The organism is Lactococcus formosensis (assembly GCF_037892375.1).
Taxonomy (GTDB): domain Bacteria; phylum Bacillota; class Bacilli; order Lactobacillales; family Streptococcaceae; genus Lactococcus; species Lactococcus formosensis.
Genome location: NZ_CP141721.1, coordinates 978,639 through 1,001,289 on the forward strand (window position 1 = coordinate 978,639; position 22,651 = coordinate 1,001,289).

The window sequence follows — 22,651 nt, forward strand, 5'->3', positions numbered from 1 at the left end:
GCTCTACACTACATCATAACAAATTATGTAAATGTTTGCAATACAATTTCATGTCTTATGTTACTTTTTTGTTAATCGGAAAATAAAATAAAATGAAAATCTGACGTGTCAAGAGCGATAAATAGTGATATAATTTAGTCTATGATTAAAATTACTACTACCGCAGAAAGTGTGGAGCAAGCCAAAGCCCTACTAGCTGCTGGAACTGACACCCTTTATATTGGTGAAGCCGAGTTTGGGTTACGCTTACCCACAGCGCTTAGCTATGATGAAATTCGTGAGATTACAGCTCTTGCACATGCAGCAGGAAAAACGGTTACTGTTGCAGTGAATGCGCTAATGCACGTTGACATGATGGCTAAAATCAAACCCTTCTTAGACTTCTTGCAAGACATTAAAGTAGACCGTATCGCTGTAGGAGATGCAGGAGTTATCTTCGTACTTCAGAGGGACAAGTATGACCTTCCTTTTACTTATGATGCCTCTACAATGGTAACTTCAAGTAGACAAGTTAATTTTTGGGCGGGGCAAGGTGCTGTCGAAGCCGTATTGGCACGTGAGATTCCCAAACCTGAACTTGAAGCTATGACGGGAAACTTAGATGTACCCGGCGAGGTATTGGTTTATGGAGCAACTGTTATCCATCAAAGTAAACGTCCTTTAGTGCAAAATTACTATAATTTTATTAAGACAGAAGAGACGGGAAAAGATCGTGAACGTAATCTTTTTGTTTCGGAACCTAAAAGGGAAGATACCCACTATAGTATCTTTGAAGACAATCATGGTACACACATTTTTGCTAACGATGATCTTAATATGATGAGTGAACTTTCTGACTTGGTTAAAATGGGCTTTGACCATTGGAAACTGGATGGTATTTTCACTCGTGGCGCGGATTTTGTTGCTATTACGAAGTTGTTTGTGGAAGCTAAAAATACCATTGAGGCAGGAAAGTTCACTGCAGACAAGGCTTTCCAGCTAGAAGAAGAAGTGCGTAAATTTCATCCAGCTGGACGTACATTATCCCATGGTTTTTATGATTTAGATCCTGATAAAATCAAGTGATGCACACCTTCTATTACAAAAAGAAGGACTAGGTCGAAAGTGTTCATTTTTTCTTGAAAGAAAGTATTTCCGTATTTAGATTTCAGGAAGATGTGTGCAAGGTTTTATTAAAATCATAGTTTATTATTAAAAAAGTTTTGGTCGGCAGACCTTATCAAAAATCTTATCTTGAAAATAGGAGAAAAAAATGCAAGAAAATTATACAAGACCTGAGGTACTTTCACCTGCAGGCACACTGGAAAAACTCAAAGTAGCGATTGATTATGGCGCAGATGCTGTATATATCGGTGGACAAGCCTACGGTTTGCGATCACGCGCAGGTAACTTTACCTTTGATGAGATGCGTGAAGGCGTAGAGTATGCTTCAGCCCACAATGCTAAGGTATATGTTGCGGCCAATATGGTCACACATGAAGGAAATGAAGAAGGAGCAGGCGAATGGTTCCGTACACTGCGTGATTTAGGAATTTCTGCAGTAATCGTTTCGGATCCTGCATTGATCGCAATTTGTGCAGCCGAAGCACCAGGTTTACCAATCCATCTCTCTACGCAGTCTTCAGCAACAAATTACGAAACTTTAGAATTCTGGCAAGGTTTAGGACTGGAACGTGTCGTCTTAGCTCGTGAAGTTTCTATGGAAGAATTGGCTGAAATCCGAAAACATACATCTGTAGAAATTGAAGCTTTTGTCCATGGTGCCATGTGTATTTCTTATAGTGGACGCTGTGTTCTTTCAAACTACATGAGTATGCGTGATGCTAATCGTGGTGGATGTTCACAATCCTGCCGTTGGAAATATGACCTTTACGATATGCCTTTTGGTAGTGAGCGCAAATCAATCAAAGGTGAAATTCCCGAAGAATTTTCAATGTCTGCTGTTGATATGAGCATGATTGAACATATTCCTGACATGATCAAAAATGGTGTGAACTCCTTAAAAATTGAAGGACGTATGAAATCTATTCACTACGTTTCGACAGTTTCAAATGTTTACAAAGCGGCCATTGATGCTTATCTAGAAAGTCCGGAAAAGTTTGAGGCTATTAAGCCAGATTTGGTTGATGAACTTTGGAAAGTGGCACAACGTGAATTGGATACAGGCTTTTATTATGGTATTCCTGATGAAAATAAACAACTTTTCGGTGCACGTCGTAAAATTCCAGAATACAAGTTTATTGGCGAAGTTGTCGCTTACGATGAAGACAGCAAGGTTGCGACAATTCGTCAACGTAACGTCATCACTGAAGGTGATACGATTGAATTTTATGGTCCGGGCTTCCGTCATTCAGAAACAACCATTCAAAACTTGCGTTTGGCAGAAACAGGAGAATCCATCGACCGTGCACCAAACCCAATGACACTTTTACATATCGATGTGGAAACACCTGTACAACCTGGAGATATGATTCGTAAATCAGGTGCAGGGTTAATCAATCTTTATGAAAAATCAGGAGCGGCTAAAACAGTACGTGCTTAAAAAGATCAACTAGGGGAGTACAATGGAAAAGAAAAGATTAGGTGTTTATTTTGGTACTTTTGCTCCTTTTCATAAGGGGCACCAACAACAAATCTATAAGTGTGCAGCACTTAATGATCAGGTTCTCTTAGTTGTATCAGGCTATACCCATGATCGAGGTGATAAGATTGGTTTGCCTTTATCTCAGCGTTATCAGTATTTACAGGAAGCTTTTGCGGACGAAGCAGATATCAATGTTGCAATGTTAGACGAGACGGATCTGCCTCCAATGCCCCAAGGATGGGATGCGTGGTTCACACGTTTATTTGGCTTATTAAAAAAATATCAGAGTCAGGAAATTACTTTTTATGTGGGAGAGCCAGAATATGTGACTGAGCTAGGTGCGCGTTTTCCGCAAGATACGCGGACTTATAAGGTAGAGATGGCTGACAGGCAAGATATTAAGATATCTGCAACGGAGATACGTGAAAATCCACTATTGCATTGGAATGAGATAAATCCCGTCTTTCGTAGGCACTTCACCAAAATCGTTGGCATTATTGGCGGTAGAAAAAGTGGCAAATCAACCTTGGCGAGACGTTTAGCCCGTTCTTTTAACAATGCCCCCTTTGCAGAGAAAATTGAACAGGCTATCACTTCAGCTGGTAATCAAGGCATTGTCTTCATTGACAATACCTTGTCGCCAGATATGGATTTGGTTCTTTTGATTCCATCTGATAATGATGCAGCGCTTTTAAAGAAAATAGCAGAACAAGGACTTACTGAAAAAGTAGTACGTTTGGATGATGAGGAAACAATACGTGACACGCGTGCTTATCTTGGGCGCTATTATCATGCTATAGATGCGATTAGTCAGTATACAGGAGTTCAGATTGACCGATTAAAATATTAGGAGAGGAAACATGGTTAACCAACAGTTATCAAGTGCTGAAGCCTATACATGGCAAGTTATTCAAGAGCACTATGACGAGATCCCCCAACTTTCTATTACAGATTTGGCAGAGTTGGCTCATTGTTCTTTATCAACGATCAATCGCACGGTGAGGAAAAAAGGCTTCTCAGGTTATGCTGAATTTCGCTATTCAATAAAAGAAAAGCCTCTTCCCAATATCAATGGTTTTTCAAATGAAGTTTTAGCTGCCATTGGCAAAAATGAAGAAGAACTCTTACGTACGATTCATAATATTTCAGCACTTGCTATTGAACAGGCTGTGCGTGCAATTGACCAAGCGGATGAAATTATTCTCTTTGCGCGTGGCCTGTCCACTCATGCTGCTGTAGAGATGATGAAGAAGCTCCAACTTTTTCATAAGTCGGTTACGCTTCATGATGATTACAAGTATATGACTTATTATGCAAGTTTTGTTAATGAGAATAGTTTGATTATCAATCTGTCCTTGAGCGGAGAAACTTTAGAACTGATCGAAGCAACTGAAGTAGCAAAAGCGCATGGTGCAAAAATTTTGACCTTGACTGTAACGGAGCAAAGCCCATTGGTACGTCTCGCAGATGTCTCTCTGATTGGTTATAAAAGTACCCTAGAGGTTAACTACTTTGATCTTGATGTGCACAGTCGACTGCCCTTGTATATTTTAGTACGTGTTCTCTTTGATGCTTACTCTATTTATAAAAAAACAATGACAAACAAATAAAAGCTAAGCGAGTTGTGAATAGTCTACTCGCTTTTTGTTTTGTAAGCGGTATTTTAGGAAGTATTTCCTACCTTCTTTCCTTGATGGGAAACTTTTCCAAATAAGAAAATGCTATCATATTAATGTAAGCGATTTCGGTGTAAGGAAATCGAAAAAAGGAGGTTCCCGATGGAGGGAGGAAAAATGAAACAACGAATTTCGTATGCACTAGGTGCCTTGGGTCACGATACCTATTATGCAGCGATTAGTGTATTCTTTATTGCTTTTGTTACAAGTCAAATGTTTGCAGGAAGTGAACATGAAGATAAAATGATTGCCCTTGTAACATCACTTGTCGTCATTATTCGATTGATAGAAATTGCTTTTGATCCTATTATTGGGAGTATTATTGATAACACACGCACACGCTGGGGGAAGTTTAAACCTTGGTTGGTCGCGGGCGGTTTGATTTCCTCTGTAATGATTGTTCTGATGTTCTCAGACTTCTTTGGGCTAGCTAAAAGCTCAAATACGACCTTATTTATCATTGTCTTTGTCATTTCATTTGTTATTCTGGATGCTTTTTATTCCTTCAAGGATATTGCCTTTTGGTCTATGATTCCTGCACTTTCTGAGAAGAATGAAGAGCGTGAAACACTTGGCACGTTTGCACGTTTTGGTTCAGCTATCGGTTCTCAAGGAACAACGATTCTCGTGATTCCGATTACCTATGGTTTCACCCAACTCATGACGGGTTACCATGCACAAGGTGCATCAGGTTGGTTTGCTTTTGGGGTCATTGCTGCGATTGTTTCGGGGGGGACAGCTTTAATTACAGCTTGGGGTACCCAAGAAAAGGATTCTGTTATCCGTCAACAATCACAAAAAACAACCACTATAGATGTGTTTAAAGCTTTATTGAAAAATGACCAACTGATGTGGTTGTCATTATCTTATATCTTGTTTGCTTTGGCCTACGTCGCAACAACAGCAACTTTGATTTTGATGTTTACCTTCGTTTTAGGACAAGCTGCACTGTATTCAATTACAGGGATTGTCGGCTTTATCGGATCTATCGTTTTAGTACCGCTCTTCCCCGTCTTAGCTAAGAAATTTGGGCGTCGCAATGTTTTGACAGGGGCAATCATCTCTATGCTTATCGGTTATGCTTTCTTTATCTTTGGAAGTTCAGTACCGATGACAATCCTCGGTCTTATCTTTTTGACTACACCTTATCAGCTTGTTTTCCTATCTGTTTTGATGACAATCACAGACTCAGTTGAATACGGGCAATGGAAAAATGGCGTGCGTAATGAAGCAGTCACTTTGGCCATGCGTCCTTTACTTGATAAAATTGCCGGTGCTTTTTCAAATGGGATCTTTGGATTTGTAGCAATTGCAGCTGGTATGACCGGATCAACATTTGATCCAAATAAAGTTTATGGAGTAACAACCTTTAAGCTTTATGCTTTCGCTCTTCCAGCCGTTCTGATGGTCGTCTCACTTGCTATTTATCTTATTAAGGTAAAATTAACAGAGAAACGTCATAAAGAAATTGTTGCTGAACTCGAAAATAAATTAAAATAAAATAAAAATAAGGACTAGCGGAGACGCTAGCTCTCCTTATTTAAAGGCAGGTGAAATATGGAAATAACAAGAAAAGACTTTGGCTTAGGTGCGCATTTGATTTGTTTAACAAACAAGGCGGGAGATACAGTCTCATTGAGCAATTACGGTGCCCGAATTGTGGATTGGACAGTTAACGGTAAGAAAATCGTTTTGGGCTTTGATTCTACACAAGAGTATGTGGAAAAAGATAATTACCCCGGTGCTACCATTGGTCGAACTGCGGGACGTATCAAAGAGGGGTGTGTTGAAATAGCAGGCAAGACTATTCAATTGCAGCAAAATGAAGCTGCGCAAACCTTACATGGAGGACAAGCTTCTTTTGAAAGTAAGCTCTGGCAGTTTGAAGTCTTTCAGGAAGCAGAACAAGCAAAAGTTCAATTTTACTTGACGTCAAACGATGGAGAAAATGGTTATCCTGGGCAAATGCAGATTACTGTGACTCACAGTTTTGATGAGAATGGAACATGGTCTATTGAATATGATGCTATTTCAGATAAAGACACGGTGTTTAACCCCACAGGTCATGTTTACTTTAATTTGTCGGGGGATGTACGTCAAAGTATAGACGACCATTTCTTGCGTTTAGGTGCCTCTCGTTTTGTTCCTTTATTGGATAAGAGCGAAGTAGTGCGTGGAGATATTGCTGAGTTATCGGGTACAGATTTAGATTTGCGTTCAGGAAAAAAACTCTCGGAAGTCTTTCAAAGTACTATGGAGCAAGTGGTTTTGGTTGATGGCCTTGATCATCCTTTCCTTCTAGATGAGCCGAGCATAGAGAAAGAACAAGCACGTTTAAGCTTTGAAGATTTAAGTGTTTCTGTTTATACTGATCGACCAAGCATTGTCATCTTTTCGGCCAATTTTGGCGAATCAGGTGCAGTGTATCAAGGTAAAAAAGAAGTAAATCATGGCGCAATCACTTTTGAAACACAAGTGGCACCAGGCAGTCAACAAATTCCGGAACTGGGTAATATCACACTCAAAGCAGGCGAGAAATACTATTCAAAAACAATTTATAAACTCCATAAAGAAGAGAAAAAATGAGGAAAAGAAAATGACAACAATCGTAGAAAACAGCAAAGTTTTAACAGCATTAACAAACAGTTTTGGAAAAGTCTTTGGGGATACAGAAAATGTGGAATATTTCTTTTCGCCAGGACGTATCAACTTAATTGGTGAACATACCGACTATAATGGTGGCTATGTCTTCCCAGCCTCAATCACAATTGGGACAACAGGTCTGGCACGTTTACGTGAGGATACAAAAATCAGACTTTTTTCACAAAACTTTCCAGAAGCAGGTCTTATCGAATTTGAATTAACAGAAGTCAAGGAAAAAGATGAGGACAGCTGGTCAAATTATGTTAAAGGGATGATTGTGATGCTTCAAGATGCAGGCTATACCATCGATAAAGGCTTTGAATTGCTTATCAATGGTGAAATTCCGACTGCTTCTGGTTTATCATCTTCAGCTTCTTTAGAGCTTTTAGTCGGTGTAGTTTTAGATGACTTGTTTAATTTACAAGTCCCACGGTTGGAGCTTGTGCAACTCGGACAAAAAACGGAAAATGAATTCATTGGTGTTAACTCCGGCATTTTAGATCAGTTTGCGATTGGATTTGGTGAAGTGAAAAAAGCAATTTTGTTGGACTGTAATACTCTTAAATATGAAATGGTGCCAGTAGAATTACGTGATTATGATATTGTCATTATGAATACAAACAAGCCACGTGCTTTAACAGAATCGAAATATAATGAGCGATTTGCTGAAACACGTGAAGCACTGAAACGTATGCAAAGTAAATTAGACATTGAATCACTGGGTCAGCTTTCTAACGAGGAATTCGATGCCAATATAGACTTGATTGGCGATGAAACCTTGATTAAACGTGCGCGACATGCTGTATATGAAAATAACCGTACAAAAATAGCACAAAAAGCTTTTGTTGCTGGTAATTTGACGAAGTTTGGTGAATTACTTAATGCTTCGCATGCTTCCCTCAAAGACGACTACGAAGTGACAGGGATTGAGCTTGATACGCTGGCTGAAACCGCACAAAAACAGGCAGGTGTATTAGGTGCACGTATGACAGGTGCAGGCTTTGGTGGTTGTGCAATTGCTTTAGTCGCTCATGATAAAGTCGCAGATTTTGAAGAAGCAGTTGGTGCGGAATATGAAAAAGTGGTCGGCTACCCAGCAAGCTTTTATGTTGCACAGATTGGTTCAGGATCAACAAAACTGGATGTAGAGTAGGAAAAGAAAAGATGGAAAAATATCAAGCTATTCAAGAATTTATTAATTTAGCAGAAAAAAATCATCGAATTGAAGCGCTTGATAAAATATATTGGCGTAATCAATTACTCCATTTCTTGGGTGTGAACGATTGGGACGAACCACAAGTTACAGAAGAACACGATGCACTAACTTTAATGGATCAGCTCATGATTCTTGCACGCGAAAATCAAGCTTTTTCGCCAGAAGAGGAAGAATTTTATGAAGCGGCTCTGATGGACTTTATCAGTCCAACACCAAGTCAAATTAATCGTGAGTTCTGGGAGAATTATCAAGAGAGTCCTAAAAAAGCGACAGATTATTTCTATGGACTGACTCAGGAAATTAATCAGGTCAAGACAAGGGATATCGCAAAAAATATTGCCTTTAACTATCACTCAAAATACGGTGATTTAGAAATCACAATCAATCTCTCAAAACCAGAGAAAGATCCAAAAGCTATCGCTGCAGCAAAATTAGTCAAGGATTCCAGCTATCCAGCTTGTGCGCTCTGTGTTGAAAATGAAGGGCTTTACGGTGGAGGGAATAAAGCTGCACGAAGCAATCATCGCCTCATCCGTTTAAAGTTACAGGATGAAGAATGGGGCTTTCAGTATTCGCCTTATGCTTATTATAATGAACACTCAATTGTGCTTAACGACTTGCACAAGCCAATGAAAATTAATCGCCAATCTTTTAGTAATCTCTTGGACTTTTTGGATTTGTTCCCTCACTATATGATTGGATCCAATGCTGATTTACCAATTGTTGGTGGTTCTATTTTGACACATGATCACTATCAAGCAGGATGCCATGAATTTCCGATGGCTAAAGCCAAGTTAAGAGAACAAGTATCCTTTAAAGCATTCCCAGAAGTAGCAGCTGGCATTGTGAATTGGCCCATGAGTGTGCTGCGTTTATCCTCTGAGGGCAAAGGGCAGTTGTTGACACTTGCGGACTTCATTCTGAAGAAGTGGCAACAATATTCGGATACAAGTATAGATGTTATTGCGCATTCCGCTGATGGTACACCACACCATACGATTACACCGATTGCTCGTAAACGTGGTAATGCTTACGAAATGGATCTGGTTTTACGAGATAACAATGTTAGTGAAACTTATCCGGATGGGATTTTTCATCCCCATGCAGACCTGCATCACATCAAGAAAGAAAATATTGGTTTGATTGAGGTTATGGGCTTAGCTGTTTTACCTCCGAGATTGAAAGGTGAACTGCAAGAAGTGGAACAGTATCTTTTAGGAAAGCCGCATCATATGAAAGATATGCACTTACCTTGGGCACAAAATTTAAAAAATCAAGGGGATTTTACTGAAGGAAATGTCTCGGAGTGTGTCCGTGAAGCGGTTGGAGCTGTCTTTACAAGAGTATTGCAAGATGCGGGAGTATTTAAAGATAACAAAGCAGGGCATTCTGGGTTTAAGCGCTTCATTGATTTTATAAATGAATAAGGTTATACTTGTAAGTGAGTGATAAATAGTATTGAAAACTTTGTAAATCAAAGTAACGGAGGATAAATAAATGACAGTCTTAGTACTTGGAGGCGCAGGTTATGTGGGAAGTCATGCTGTTGATATTCTGGTAGCACGTGGCTATGATGTGGCCGTTGTAGACAATCTTGTGACGGGACATCGTGAAGCTGTCCCAGCAGATGTACGCTTCTATGAAGGAGATGTGCGCGATCAAGCTTTCTTGGCTGATGTTTTTACAAAAGAAAAAGAAATTGAAGGCTTAATGCACTTTTGTGCTTATTCATTGGTTGGTGAATCAATGCAAAAACCTTTGATGTATTTTAATAACAACGTGGGTGGAGCTCAAGTTATTCTTGAAACCATGGAAAAATTTGGTATTAAGCATATTGTCTTCTCAAGTACGGCTGCAACTTTTGGGATACCTGAAGAAAGTCCTATTTCTGAAAAAACACCACAAAAACCAATCAATCCTTACGGTGAAAGCAAACTCATCATGGAAAAAATGATGAAGTGGCAATCAGAGGCAACCGATATGACTTATGTAGCACTGCGCTACTTTAATGTTGCTGGTGCTAAACATGATGGAAGTATTGGTGAAGCACATAAAAATGAAACGCATTTGATTCCGCTTATTTTACAAACAGCTTTAGGCCAACGTGAGTTTATCACTATCTATGGGGATGATTACAATACGCCTGATGGTACATGTGTACGTGACTATATCGATATGGAAGACTTGATTGAAGCACACATCAAAGCCTTAGAATATCTTAAAGCAGGGGGGGCTTCGGACCAGTTTAATCTTGGTTCTTCAAAAGGCTACTCTAACCTTGAGGTTCTGGAAACTGCACGCCGCGTTACCGGGAAAGAAATTCCATCACAAATGGGAGAGCGTCGTCCAGGTGACCCAGATATGCTGGTTGCAGACTCAACGAAAGCGGGAGAAATCTTGGATTGGCACGTGAAAAATAATTTAGAATATATTATTGAGAATGCTTGGAAATGGCATAGCTCACATCCAAATGGATATTAATACAAACGAAAAAGCAATCTTTTAATCTGGATTGCTTTTTCGTTATTTTTGTAAGAAAACGCTTTAAAATGTAAAATTATAAATAAATCAAGATTAAAACCAGATGAAAGTTGCATGAAAATGCAAAAAATGTTATATTAAGAAAATATTTCAATATAAATAAAAATGGAATTATAGGAAAAATAAATGGAAAATAAAAAAGGGATGGGCCTGATAGCCCTTGTCTCCATCGTTGTCTCCAGTGCTATTGGTGGAGGAGTATTTAACCTCTCCAACGATTTAGCTAATGGTGCTACTGCTGGAGGAGTAGTTGTAGCATGGCTCTTCGTTGGTTTGGGGCTTTTAGCACTTGTGTTGAGCTTAAACTATCTGATTATTAACAAACCTCAACTTTCAGGTGTTTCTGATTATGCGCGAGAAGGCTTTGGCGATTTGGTAGGTTTTCTTTCTGGCTGGGGCTACTGGCTGTCTACATGGCTCGGTAATATTGCCTTTGCAGTACTGATGATGATATCTATGGATTACTTTTTTCCTGGTAAATTCGCAAATGCAAATGGCAGCCTAAGTGTTTTTGCAGTGGTGACCGTATCTGCCCTCTCATGGCTTTTAGCTTTGATGGTAAGTAAAGGTGTCGAATCTGCAGCTATAGTGAACGCGATTGTTCTGGTTTGTAAATTAATTCCCATTTTCGTTTTCATGCTTACGGGCATTGTAATGTTTAAAACAGGAGTTTTTACTTCAGGTTTTTGGAACAATATTACAGAAAATGCTCAAGGCTTGGTTCAAGCTCAAGGGTCAATGACCGCTGGGGGCTTACTCGATCAAGTTAAAAGCTCTCTTATGGTCATGATTTGGGTCTTTGTCGGGATTGAAGGTGCAGCAATGATGGGCGATCGTGCCAAGAAAAAATCTGATGCAGGGCGTGCAACAATCATCGGTCTTGTCGTTTTGCTTTTTATCTACATCTTGCTTTCACTCTTACCTTTCGGCTATTATGATCAAGCAGAATTAGCTGCCATGAAAACGCCAGGCATGGTTTATATGCTCAAAGATATGCTTGGTAGCTTTGGAGGCGCATTGATGGCCAGTGGTCTTGTTGTGTCCGTCTTGGGTGCTTGGATATCATGGACGATGCTTCCAGTGGAGTCAACAACACAGTTGGCCAATCAAAAATTACTCCCCGAATGGTTTGGACGTTTAAATAAACATAATGCCCCTGCAAATTCTCTTTGGCTTACACAAATCTTTGTTCAATTTTTTATCATTGTTACTTTTTATGTCGCAAATGCTTATAATGTAATGGTCTATCTCTGTACAGCATGTATCATGATCTGTTATGCTTTGGTAGGTGCATATATGATGAAACATGGTCTTGAGGAAAAAAACACAAAAAATATAGTCATCGGTTTTGTTGCCCTTGCTTTTCAAATTTTAGCTCTGTGGCTATCAGGCTGGCAATATGTTTGGATGGCTTCAATTCTCTACGCGATTGGTTTTATTTTCTACTATTTAGCGAAGAAAGAAAATGGTAAGAAACTTTCTCATGTAGAAATTATTGCTCTTCTTGTGATTATTGTTTTATCTATTTTTGCAGTCTTTGGATTGGTTGGTAACCATTATGGTCTAAGAGAGTTACTTGGTTTATAAACAATAAAAAAAATTCGGAATTAATGTTCCGAATTTTTTTGCTCTAACTGTGAGTAATGGCTGTTTTTGATATGAACCAACACACGTAAATCTTCTTCAAGTTTATCTTTTTGTTGGCGCAATTCACGTTCTTGTTCAACAAGTAGGGAAATACGCTTTAATAATGTCGCGTCACCTTCTTCAGCCAATGCTTTAAATTTGATTAGGTTTTCCTTAGTCAGTGGTGGTTCTTTCTTGTCCATTTGTTTCAATTTCTCCTTGCTTCACATTGAAAATACTTAAGTTTTCTGGCAGGTTTTTGAGGTGGTCAAGCGTCGTTGTAGTAATAAATGTTTGTGTTTTTCCGAGCGTTGTTTCTAAAAGATCCAACTGACGGCTATTATCGAGCTCACTCATGACATCGTCGAGCAAAAGAATAGGATATTCTCCAGTCTCTTCAAAAATTAAATCAATCTCGGCGAGCTTGACAGATAGAGCAACGGTTCTTTGTTGGCCTTGGCTGCCAAAGTCCGCAACATTAATACCATTGACAAAAAAAGTCAAATCATCTCGGTGAGGGCCGACAGATGTCTGATGCCGAAAGATATCCTTATCCTGTGCGCTTTTCAAATCTTCTAAGAGGGTTGCGGAATTTACTTTATAATTAATCTGCAGCTCCTCAATCCCATGAGTGAGCTGAGAATGAATTTTTTGCGCCAGCTTTTCTAGTTTGACAATGAAATTTTGACGCTCAGTGCTGATCTTCTGACCGTGTTCTGCCAGTTGGCTGTCTAAAACGTCTAAAAAAGTAGCATCAATCTGTTTACGTTCCATTTTAAGATAAGCATTGCGTTCCTTTAAAGCACGGTTATAGCGTACTGAATCATAAAGATAAACGGGACGTATTTGGCCAATCTCCATATCTAAAAAGCGACGACGAATACTTGGAGCACCTTTGATAAGTTCTAAATCCTCAGGAGCAAACATGATGAGGTTAAGTTGTCCAATATAGTCCGCCAAGCGATTTTCTTTCAGATGGTTGACATGAGCAGTACGTCCTTTAGGGGTCAAAGCAACTTCGAGAGGAACACTAGTGTGTCCTTTCTCGACAGTACCAGAAACCTTCATTTCTTTCGAATCCCACCGTATCAGTTCCCGGTCATGGTGGGTGCGGTGGCTACGTGTCAGAGCGAGAAAGTAGATGCTTTCTAAAATGTTTGTTTTACCTTGAGCATTCTGTCCTAAAAAAATATTGAGATTAGGGTGGAATTCAAGAGAAAGTTCAGCATAATTTCGAAAATTATAGAGCTGGATATTGTTAAGTTTCATGCTTATTTAGCGCCAGGGAATCTTGGCTTGGCTGCTTTCTTTGGTTTTTGAGTTTTGACTTGGGCGTTCATTTTTTTGACAAGTGCTTTGACGCGCTCTTCTTCGGCTTTATCTTCTTCGCGTTCAGCAATTTCTTCCGCAGTAGCTTGGACAAATGTGATGATCAGTCCAAATTCAGGGATTTCTAACACATCTCCTGCACGTAGTTTTTTGCCGCGGCGGTTTTCGGCTTCCTTGTTTAAGAAAATATTGCCTTCATTTTCGGCGAGAAAAAGCTTAGCTTGTCCTCCTGTATTGACAATGGCCAACTCTTTAATGACTTGTCCTAAAGTGATGTATTCTTCAAATAAAATGTAATTTTGCATAACTCTATTTTAGCATAAAGAGTCTCAAAAATAGTGGAAAATTTGCTATAATAGAGATATTACAGCTCCTGCTCTTTTTAGGGTTAAAGGAACTTTCTTTAAACTTAAAACGAGGAGTAGACAAGGGATATCTATGAAACTAGCCAGCGGAGTAAATCTCCATGTTATAAAAGAAACAAAATTCAAAACAATACGTCTCATGGTGCGCTTTCGTGAAGAACTTTCGCGAGAAAATATTGTGAAGCGTGTGATTATCTCTAACTTGTGGGAGACGACAAATGCAGCGTATCCAACAGCTCAAGCATTTTCAAGTCGCTTGTCCGAACTTTATGGGACCTCCTTCTCAACTGCAGTGAATAAAAAAGGTAACCAACATTTGTTAAGTATTCATATGAATCTAGTTAATCCTAAGTTTGTTGATGTGGATACTTTGTCAGGTGCTGTTGATTTTATGCACAAAGCGCTCTTTTGCCCAGATAATAATGTTGACGTCTTCCAACGAGAAAAGACAAATCTCATAAACTATCTTAAAGCCATGAACGAAGATCGCTCTTATTATGCCAGTCGTCAGTTAGCTGCTCTTTTCTTTACAGATGAAAATCAAGCTCTCCCAGGTGTTGCAACTGTGGAACTTTTGGAGGCAGAAACAGCAGAGGCTGTCTTTAATTACTATACCGAGATGCTTAATCACAATCTTATTGATATTTTTGTTCTAGGAGATGTAGAGGAAGCTGAGGTTATGAGTTTATTCCAAAGCTTTGATTTTAAAGATCGTCAAGGACACTCTGAAATTTTTTACAAGCAAGAGCCCAAGGAGTATCAAGAAAAGATTGAAGAGAAAGAGGTGCAGCAGTCTATTTTACAAATGGCCTTTACGCAACCGACGACATACGGTAGCAAAGACTACATGACTTTACAAGTGATGAACGGACTCTTTGGTGGATTCGCACATTCGAAATTATTTATGAACGTTCGCGAAAAAGCAAGTCTAGCTTATTATGCCAGTTCAGCTTTTGATAGTTTTACAGGTTTGCTAAGAGTTAATGCAGGAATTGATGCAGGAAATTATGAGCAGGCTCGTGCTCTGATTTTAGAACAACTTCAAGCGATGCAGTCTGGGGACTTTACTACACAAGAGATTGAGCAAACCAAAACAATGCTGAAAAATTCTTACTTCATGTCACTTGATTCTTCTTCAAATCTCATCGAACAAGCTTTTATTCATGAAGTTTTACCGGAGCTTTATGTTGATGAAGCAACCTTTTTGAAGGCGTTAGAGACCGTGAGCAAAGAGGACATTATGCGCTTGGCGCAAAGTTTAAAACTACAGGCTCAATATTTCATGAAAGGAGAAGTTTATGCAGAAGAAGAGCTATGAGAAAACGGGAGAAGTCCTATATACTGATGTTTTAGACAACGGCTTAACTGTTTATTACTTACCCAAGCCCGATTACAATCGTACATATGGTCTTTTCACGACAAACTTTGGGTCACTGGATACCTCTTTTATTCCTACGGGAAGTCGGGATATGAAGACTTTTCCAGAAGGGATTGCTCACTTTTTAGAGCATAAACTTTTCGAGAAAAAAGAAGGGGATGTTATGTACAAGTTTGGTGCCTATGGGGCGCAAACCAATGCTTTTACAAGTTTTTCGAGGACTTCTTATCTTTTTTCGACACGTGAAAACATCTATGAGTGTGTGAACTTACTGCTTGATTTTGTGCAAGAACCTTACTTTACAGAAGAAAATGTTGCTAAAGAACAAGGTATTATTCAACAAGAAATCCAGATGTATCAAGATGACAGTGACTGGCGTTTGTTTGCTGGGCTTTTAGCTTCACTTTATCCTGATTTACCATTGGCAGACGATATTGCTGGTACTCCCCACTCTATTAAGGAAATTACTGCGGCAGATTTGTATGCCAACTATGAAACTTTTTATCATCCTTCAAACATGAACCTCTTTTTAACAGGTCCTTTTGATGTGGAGCAAATGGCTGCATTTGTAAATGACAATCAAGAAACGAAGCCTTTTATTAAAGCTGAACCGATTCAGAGAAAAACTGTTGAGGGTAGTCAGCCGATTGCAGGGAAAACTCTTGCGTTTGAAGTTGCAATGCCCAAGCTGGCTCTTGGTTTTCGGGGAGAAGATACTCTCCCAACTGATGCTCGTGAATTATTAGAATACAAGCTATCGAATCAGTTGCTTCTCGATATGCTTTTTGGAAAAACGAGCCATCGTTATGAAGAAATGTACAATGCAGGTTTAGTTGATGATTCGTTTGGTTATGGCTTTGATATGGATAAAAGTTTTCACTTTGCGAACATTACTGTAGACACTGAAAAACCAGACCAAGTAAGTAAAGTTTTGCAGGAAGCTTTAAAAAGTTATAAAATAGATAAGGATTTTGAAAAAGAAAATCTAGAAATGCTGAAACGTGAAACACTGGGGGATTATTATAAATCCCTGAACTCTTTAGAATACCTTGCCAATCAATTTTCATCAAATATTTATGGCGAGATTAACTTCTTTGATCTTCCTGAAATTTTATCAGGATTAACGCTTGAAAAAGTCAGCAAACATGCTGAAAAATTTGTAGAAAATATGCAAACGGTAGACTTTATCATCTACCCTAAATAATACGAACAGTTATGAATAAATCCATGTATTTCATAAAGCTGAGAGGAGGACATGGTGGCAATTAAAACAATAGGCGAAGTCCTCAAAGAAAAGAGGACGGAGCTTGGCCTCGGGCTAAGTGAAGCCGAAAAACTTACAAATATTCCGAAATTATATATTATTGCTTTAGAAACAGGGGATTATAAGGCTTTGCCCGGTGATTTTTATATCAAAGCCTACCTTAAACAATATGCAGAGAAGTTAGATCTTGATGCGGATCAAATCATGCTTGCATATGAAAAAGACGGGTCAATGTCTGTTGAAGAACACGAAGATATCCAAGAAACATATCGATTTGTGAAACCTAGTGAACGTGTAGAAGAAGATGAGGAAGAAGAGGAAAGTAATAAGCCGGCATGGCGCCATTATGTTCCAATTATCTTGCTTTCTGCTGTGGCGATAGCTATTGTCGGAAGTGTTACAGCAGTTGTGCTGCTCACACGCCCGCCAAAACCAGATTTGAGTGATACTTCTTATACTTATAAAACGAGCGAAACAAAACAAGCCACAGAAGAGCAAAAGAAAACAACAGAATCATCAGAAAAGCCTGTTGAATCAAAACCAGAACCACAAAATCAAATTACAGTTACTGGAAGCGGCGCACTGCTCAATGTCAAAGTAGAAAATGCTGCGAGTCCAACGCAAATTGTCTTTACAACAGCAGCTGGTGCAGTAACAACAATTTCATTGACTAATGCAGACTGGGCAACAGTACGTACATTGTCAGATGCCGAAAATACAGCTACGGCAACGCTAGGGACAGGCTTGACAAATTCGGTGATCAACTTGTCCAACACACAAGGGCTTACAATGGCAATTAACGGTAACAATGTTGATTTGTCTGCTCTTACAGCAGGTAATGCAGCTCAAGTGCAATTGACGGTAACTTATGCGAGCACCACGGCGCCTGTAACCCAATAAAAAATTGAGCCACGAACAGTTCCGCTCAAAGAATCGGAGAAAGTAATTATGAAAAAAGAAAAACTACCCAATCAATTAACCATACTAAGAATCTTTATGATTCCTGTCTTTCTCATTGTCCTTTATCTGCCACATGGTGCAGCTGTGGGTGCAAGCTATGTTTCGTGGATTGTTGCAGCAATTATCTTTGCTGTAGCCTCAATCACTGACTGGCTTGATGGGTATTTAGCACGCAAATGGAAAGTAGTTTCAAATTTTGGTAAATTTGCAGATCCGTTAGCGGATAAAATGTTAACAATGGCTGCATTTGTGATGCTAATTGCACTCGGTTTAGCCCCTGCTTGGGTTGTTGCAATTATCGTGTGCCGTGAACTTGCCGTGACAGGACTTCGTCTTTTATTGGTTGAGCAAGGTGGTGCAGTCTTAGCTGCAGCTATGCCAGGAAAAATCAAAACATTTACACAAATGTTGTCGATTATTTTCTTATTAATCGGGGATCCCATTTATATTGGCACAATCTTACTTTATGTTTGCCTTATCTTCACGATTTATTCAGGCTATGATTACTTTGCTAAAAATATGCAAGTTTTTAAAAACTAATGTGAATTTAAAGCTTGAAAAAAAAAGAAGTCTGCGTTATACTTAAAGATAGAGAGAGTGAGACTTGGCTGAAAGCTTACAAAACTTAAAGTGACGATAAAAAACGATAGCGACGTTATAGCTAAACTAAGGTTCTGGAAGACAGGACAAATTTAGGTGGTACCGCGATAAGATTACTGACGCCCTAGAGCTTTATATGCTTGGGGCGTTTTAATTTGCTACCAGCATTGCACCTAAAGGTGCTAATGCTGGACGGCAAGCCCTATTGGGCCTTGCCTAAGCAACTTATTAGGTAAAATGTAAAAAAATTATCGTTTTTTACATTTTACCGTCATAATTATTCGTCATTGCGCCTGAAAGGCGCTAATGCTGGACGGCAAGCCCTATTGGGCCTTGCCTGAACACCTTATTAGGTAAAACGCAAAAAAATCATCGTTTTTTGCATTTCACCTTCATATGCATTGCTATCATTGCGCCTGAAGGCGCTAATGCACTATGGCAAGCCTTACAAAGGCTTACTTAAGAATATTCGAATCATAAATGTATTTGATACAAAGGAGATAATATGAAATTACAAAAACCCAAAGGTACGGCAGATATTCTGCCTCAAGAGTCACAAAAATGGCAATATGTAGAAATGATGGCCCGTGCAGTATTTGAAGATTATAATTTCAGAGAAATCCGTACACCGCTTTTTGAAAGTTATGAGCTATTTAGTCGGGCAACAGGTGAAACAAGTGACATCGTAACTAAAGAAATGTATGATTTTGACGACAAAGGTGGACGTCATATCGCATTGCGCCCTGAAGGAACTGCTTCAACTGTTAGGGCTTATATTGAAAATAAACTCTTTGCTCCAGAAGTACCAAAACCAGTGAAAATGTATTATATGGGTTCGATGTTCCGTTACGAACGTCCTCAATCTGGACGTTTACGCGAATTCCACCAATTTGGTGTGGAATGTTTCGGTGCAAAAAATCCAGCGATTGATGTCGAAATTATCGCCATGGCGCAATCATTATTTGAGCAAATCGGTATCTCTGGTGTAACACTTCACTTGAATTCTTTGGGTAACTTAGAGACACGTAAGGCTTATCGTACAGCTTTGATTGATTATTTGACACCTTTTGAAAGTCAGCTTTCCAAAGACAGCCAACGCCGCCTTCACGAAAACCCACTGCGAGTACTTGACAGTAAGGAAAAAGAAGACAAAGAAATTGTTAAGGGTGCACCATCTATCTTGGACTATCTTACAGAAGAGTCTCAAAATCACTTTGACATGACCCGAGAACTGCTTGATGGTTTGGGTATTGATTATGTCATTGATACCAATATGGTTCGTGGTCTGGATTACTACAATGATACGATTTTTGAATTTATCGTGGACGTAAAAGGACAAGAGCTAACGGTTTGTGCAGGTGGTCGTTATGATGGGTTGGTTGAATACTTTGATGGTCCTGCCACACCAGGTTTTGGATTTGGACTGGGTGTAGAGCGCTTGTTGATGGTTGCTGAAATGCAAGGCGTTGATTTCCATGAAGAAGATACACTTGATGTTTATATTGCCGTTATGGGAAATAAAGCCAGCTTAGCAGCGACACAACTTGCAGAAAGTCTTCGTGCTCAAGCCTTTAAAGTTGAACGAGATTTTTCTAACCGTAAACTAGGTGCTCAATTTAAATCAGCTGAAAAGGCAAAAGCAGAAGTGATAATTACACTTGGTGACAATGAAGTGGAAACAGGTGAAATTACAGTTAAACATAACCAAACGCGTAAAGAAGTAAAAACAACTTTGGCAGAAGTTGCAAAAGGTTTTGCACCTATCTTTGAAGAAACGCTTGGAGAATAAAAAGTCCAGTAGTTCCAAGGAACATGAGGACTAAAGAAACGTAAGGAGATTAAACTTGAAGAGAACAAACTATGCAGGGAATATTACCGAAGAGTATTTAAACCAGGAAGTTACCGTAAAAGGTTGGGTTGCAAAGCGCCGTAATCTTGGCGGCTTAATCTTTATTGATTTGCGCGACCGCGAAGGTATTGTCCAGATTGTGGTTAATCCAGAAACAGCAACAAAAGAAATTGTTGAGGTAGCAGATAAAGCCCGTAACGAATACGTACTAGAAGTTACAGGTAAAGTCGTTGAGCGTGCCAGCAAAAATGAAAACATTAAAACAGGTGGAATTGAAATTGAAGCCAACAAAATGCAAATTCTTAGTACTTCAAAAACAACACCATTTGAGATTAAAGACGGTGTGGAGGTGCTTGACGATACGCGTTTGAAATACCGTTATCTCGACTTACGCCGCCCAGAAATGCTGAACAACATTACGATGCGTCATGCGACAACACGTGCCATCCGTAGCTACTTAGATAATCAAGGTTTTATCGATGTTGAAACACCTTTCTTGAACAAATCAACACCAGAAGGTGCACGTGATTACCTTGTTCCTTCTCGTGTCAATAAAGGCGAGTTTTATGCTTTGCCACAAAGTCCACAACTTATGAAACAATTGTTGATGACTGCAGGTCTCGATCGCTACTACCAAATCGTAAAATGTTTCCGTGACGAAGATTTACGTGGCGACCGTCAACCAGAATTTACACAAGTCGACTTAGAAACAAGCTTCCTTGGGGAAGAAGAAATTCAAGATTTGACTGAAGGCTTGATTGCAAAAGTTATGAAAGACGTTAAAAACGTCGATGTCACTTTGCCATTCCCACGTATGAAATACGATGATGCCATGAATTTCTATGGTTCAGATAAGCCAGATACACGCTACGAGATGCTCTTGACAGACTTGACAGACCTTGCGAAAACTGTAGATTTCAAAGTGTTTAGTGAGGCACCTGTTGTTAAAGCGATTGTTGTTAAAAATAATGCCGATAAGTACTCTCGTAAAGCTATTGATAAATTAACAGAGCAAGCAAAACAAAATGGTGCCAAAGGCTTAGCTTGGATTAAGTTTGAAGACGATAAATTGGCTGGTCCTATTGCCAAATTCTTGACAGATAAAACTGCAGAATTCGTTGAAACTTTGGGCTTAGAAAACAACGATTTGGTTCTCTTTGTGGCGGACAGTTTAGAAGTGGCAAATTCAGCACTGGGTGCTTTACGTCAAACGATTGCCAAAGAGCAAGGCTTAATTGATTATTCGAAATTCAATTTCCTCTGGGTTATTGATTGGCCAATGTTTGAATGGTCAGAAGAAGAAGGTCGTTATATGAGTGCGCATCACCCATTCACTTTACCAACTGCTGAAACACAAGGGGAACTTTCAGGAGACCTTAGTAAAGTCCGTGCGCATGCTTACGACATCGTTTTGAATGGCTACGAACTCGGTGGTGGTTCACTCCGTATTAATACGCGAGAATTACAAGAAGAGATGCTCAAAGCACTAGGCTTTAGTTTAGAAGATGCCAAAGAGCAATTTGGTTTCTTGTTGGAAGCTTTAGATTATGGCTTCCCACCACACGGAGGATTGGCCCTTGGTTTGGACCGTTTCGTTATGTTGCTTGCCGGAAAAGACAATATTCGTGAAGTTATTGCCTTTCCTAAGAATAATAAAGCCACAGACCCGATGACACAAGCGCCATCAGTAGTCAGTGAGAGCCAACTGGAAGAATTGAGAATTAAACTTGAAAAACTTGACTAAATTTATCAACATGTTTGGTGGCTGGGAAAAGTTGACACATCGTTTCTCAGCATCTGTCCTATATGGAATCACATCTGCTTTTGCATTGAACTTCTTCTATCAACCAGGAAGAGTTTATGCTAGCGGTGCGACAGGGGCAGCACAGGTGGCAACAGAAATTTTTACGCGGATTATGGGGCACAATTATCTTCCTATATCGGCAACGCTCTTTCTGATTAATGTTCCCTTAATGATTTTAGCCTGGTTCCGTTTGGGAAAACAATTTACCCTGTTTACCCTGTTGACGGTTACCATGAGTTCCATTTTTATCCACTTTGTCCCTGAAACAACGCTGACACCTGATCCTATTATCAATGCCATCTTTGGGGGTACCATCATGGGTGCAGGAGTTGGATATGCCATGCGTAATGGTATTTCAAGTGGTGGTACGGACATCATTGCCCTTTATATCCGTAAAAGAACAGGCCATAATGTTGGTACACTGGGTTTCATCGTTAACGGTGTGATTATCTTTACTGCGGGCGTACTCTTTGGCTGGGAATATATGTTGTATTCTATGATTGCTATCTTTGTAAGTTCACGTGTTACAGATGCGATCTTTACGCGTCAAAAACGTATGCAAGTGATGATTGTTACCGAGAATCCTGAAATCATTATCCGAAAACTCTTTGAAAAAATGCACCACAGTGCAACAATCTTGAACAATGCTGAAGGTGCTTACTCACACGAGAAACGGACAATTTTGTTTACGGTTATCACCATGTATGAGTATCAAGATTTTAAAGAGATCATCACAAAATATGATCCAAAAGCTTTTGTCTCCATCTCAGAAAATGTCCGTGTAATAGGGAATTTTAGTGAGATTACCGATTAAGT

The 22,651-nt window shown here is 39.4% G+C and carries 20 protein-coding genes; 17 read left to right on the top strand and 3 right to left on the bottom strand.

Annotation, left to right across the window (positions count from 1 at the left end):
- Positions 1 to 141: 141 nt before the first annotated feature.
- From VNN39_RS04825 to VNN39_RS04870, 10 genes are all read left to right on the top strand, one after another.
- On the top strand, positions 142 to 1,065 hold the full coding sequence (locus VNN39_RS04825) for a peptidase U32 family protein (RefSeq protein ID WP_165714544.1): 924 nt from the start codon (positions 142 to 144) through the stop codon (positions 1,063 to 1,065).
- A 187-nt stretch (positions 1,066 to 1,252) separates the two neighbouring features.
- Positions 1,253 to 2,542 carry a peptidase U32 family protein gene (locus VNN39_RS04830; protein WP_017368621.1) on the top strand — a complete coding sequence of 430 codons (1,290 nt, stop codon included), beginning with the start codon at positions 1,253 to 1,255 and terminating at the stop codon, positions 2,540 to 2,542.
- 22 nt (positions 2,543 to 2,564) lie between these two features.
- Positions 2,565 to 3,434 (top strand): adenylyltransferase/cytidyltransferase family protein, encoded by an 870-nt coding sequence (locus VNN39_RS04835; RefSeq protein WP_165713490.1) that lies wholly within the window; start codon positions 2,565 to 2,567, stop codon positions 3,432 to 3,434.
- 10 nt (positions 3,435 to 3,444) lie between these two features.
- On the top strand, positions 3,445 to 4,194 hold the full coding sequence (locus VNN39_RS04840) for a MurR/RpiR family transcriptional regulator (protein ID WP_017368619.1): 750 nt from the start codon (positions 3,445 to 3,447) through the stop codon (positions 4,192 to 4,194).
- A 168-nt stretch (positions 4,195 to 4,362) separates the two neighbouring features.
- Positions 4,363 to 5,760, top strand: coding sequence for a glycoside-pentoside-hexuronide (GPH):cation symporter (locus tag VNN39_RS04845; RefSeq protein WP_338998037.1), 1,398 nt, complete (start codon positions 4,363 to 4,365; stop codon positions 5,758 to 5,760).
- A 57-nt stretch (positions 5,761 to 5,817) separates the two neighbouring features.
- Complete coding sequence (locus VNN39_RS04850) at positions 5,818 to 6,846, top strand: galactose-1-epimerase (protein ID WP_339007274.1); 1,029 nt, start codon at positions 5,818 to 5,820, stop codon at positions 6,844 to 6,846.
- A 10-nt stretch (positions 6,847 to 6,856) separates the two neighbouring features.
- On the top strand, positions 6,857 to 8,056 hold the full coding sequence (locus VNN39_RS04855) for a galactokinase (protein ID WP_338998041.1): 1,200 nt from the start codon (positions 6,857 to 6,859) through the stop codon (positions 8,054 to 8,056).
- An 11-nt stretch (positions 8,057 to 8,067) separates the two neighbouring features.
- Positions 8,068 to 9,546 (top strand): UDP-glucose--hexose-1-phosphate uridylyltransferase, encoded by a 1,479-nt coding sequence (gene galT / locus VNN39_RS04860; RefSeq protein ID WP_338998043.1) that lies wholly within the window; start codon positions 8,068 to 8,070, stop codon positions 9,544 to 9,546.
- A gap of 70 nt (positions 9,547 to 9,616) precedes the next feature.
- Complete coding sequence (gene galE / locus VNN39_RS04865; protein WP_017368614.1) at positions 9,617 to 10,600, top strand: UDP-glucose 4-epimerase GalE; 984 nt, start codon at positions 9,617 to 9,619, stop codon at positions 10,598 to 10,600.
- 186 nt (positions 10,601 to 10,786) lie between these two features.
- The gene (locus VNN39_RS04870) at positions 10,787 to 12,247 is read left to right on the top strand and encodes a basic amino acid/polyamine antiporter (RefSeq protein ID WP_096369083.1); all 1,461 of its coding nucleotides are present in this window, start codon (positions 10,787 to 10,789) and stop codon (positions 12,245 to 12,247) included.
- A gap of 20 nt (positions 12,248 to 12,267) precedes the next feature.
- Here the strand turns inward: VNN39_RS04870 and VNN39_RS04875 are convergent, their stop codons facing one another.
- The 3 genes from VNN39_RS04875 to VNN39_RS04885 are packed head-to-tail and all read right to left on the bottom strand — an operon-like array spanning position 12,268 to position 13,920.
- Entirely contained in the window at positions 12,268 to 12,489 is a 222-nt protein-coding gene (locus VNN39_RS04875) for a transcriptional regulator (protein WP_017368612.1), read from the bottom strand.
- Positions 12,461 to 13,555, bottom strand: coding sequence for a DNA replication/repair protein RecF (recF, locus tag VNN39_RS04880; protein ID WP_213496666.1), 1,095 nt, complete (start codon positions 13,553 to 13,555; stop codon positions 12,461 to 12,463). The genes VNN39_RS04875 and recF overlap by 29 nt, the downstream gene beginning before the upstream one ends.
- A gap of 2 nt (positions 13,556 to 13,557) precedes the next feature.
- On the bottom strand, positions 13,558 to 13,920 hold the full coding sequence (locus tag VNN39_RS04885; RefSeq protein ID WP_096369085.1) for an RNA-binding S4 domain-containing protein: 363 nt from the start codon (positions 13,918 to 13,920) through the stop codon (positions 13,558 to 13,560).
- Between the two features lie 133 nt (positions 13,921 to 14,053).
- On the opposite strand from VNN39_RS04885, the gene yfmF reads away from it, so the two are divergent.
- From yfmF to VNN39_RS04920, 7 genes are all read left to right on the top strand, one after another.
- Positions 14,054 to 15,298 carry an EF-P 5-aminopentanol modification-associated protein YfmF gene (gene yfmF / locus VNN39_RS04890; RefSeq protein ID WP_338998049.1) on the top strand — a complete coding sequence of 415 codons (1,245 nt, stop codon included), beginning with the start codon at positions 14,054 to 14,056 and terminating at the stop codon, positions 15,296 to 15,298.
- Positions 15,279 to 16,562 (top strand): EF-P 5-aminopentanol modification-associated protein YfmH, encoded by a 1,284-nt coding sequence (yfmH, locus tag VNN39_RS04895; protein ID WP_339007277.1) that lies wholly within the window; start codon positions 15,279 to 15,281, stop codon positions 16,560 to 16,562. The genes yfmF and yfmH overlap by 20 nt, the downstream gene beginning before the upstream one ends.
- Before the next feature lie 51 nt (positions 16,563 to 16,613).
- The gene (locus VNN39_RS04900) at positions 16,614 to 17,522 is read left to right on the top strand and encodes a helix-turn-helix domain-containing protein (protein WP_165713481.1); all 909 of its coding nucleotides are present in this window, start codon (positions 16,614 to 16,616) and stop codon (positions 17,520 to 17,522) included.
- 48 nt (positions 17,523 to 17,570) lie between these two features.
- On the top strand, positions 17,571 to 18,122 hold the full coding sequence (gene pgsA / locus VNN39_RS04905; protein ID WP_017368606.1) for a CDP-diacylglycerol--glycerol-3-phosphate 3-phosphatidyltransferase: 552 nt from the start codon (positions 17,571 to 17,573) through the stop codon (positions 18,120 to 18,122).
- 565 nt (positions 18,123 to 18,687) lie between these two features.
- On the top strand, positions 18,688 to 19,971 hold the full coding sequence (hisS, locus tag VNN39_RS04910; protein ID WP_338998054.1) for a histidine--tRNA ligase: 1,284 nt from the start codon (positions 18,688 to 18,690) through the stop codon (positions 19,969 to 19,971).
- Positions 19,972 to 20,026: 55 nt separating this feature from the next.
- Complete coding sequence (aspS, locus tag VNN39_RS04915; RefSeq protein ID WP_165713480.1) at positions 20,027 to 21,775, top strand: aspartate--tRNA ligase; 1,749 nt, start codon at positions 20,027 to 20,029, stop codon at positions 21,773 to 21,775.
- Between the two features lie 10 nt (positions 21,776 to 21,785).
- On the top strand, positions 21,786 to 22,649 hold the full coding sequence (locus tag VNN39_RS04920) for a YitT family protein (protein WP_185767522.1): 864 nt from the start codon (positions 21,786 to 21,788) through the stop codon (positions 22,647 to 22,649).
- The last annotated feature ends 2 nt before the right edge of the window (positions 22,650 to 22,651 follow it).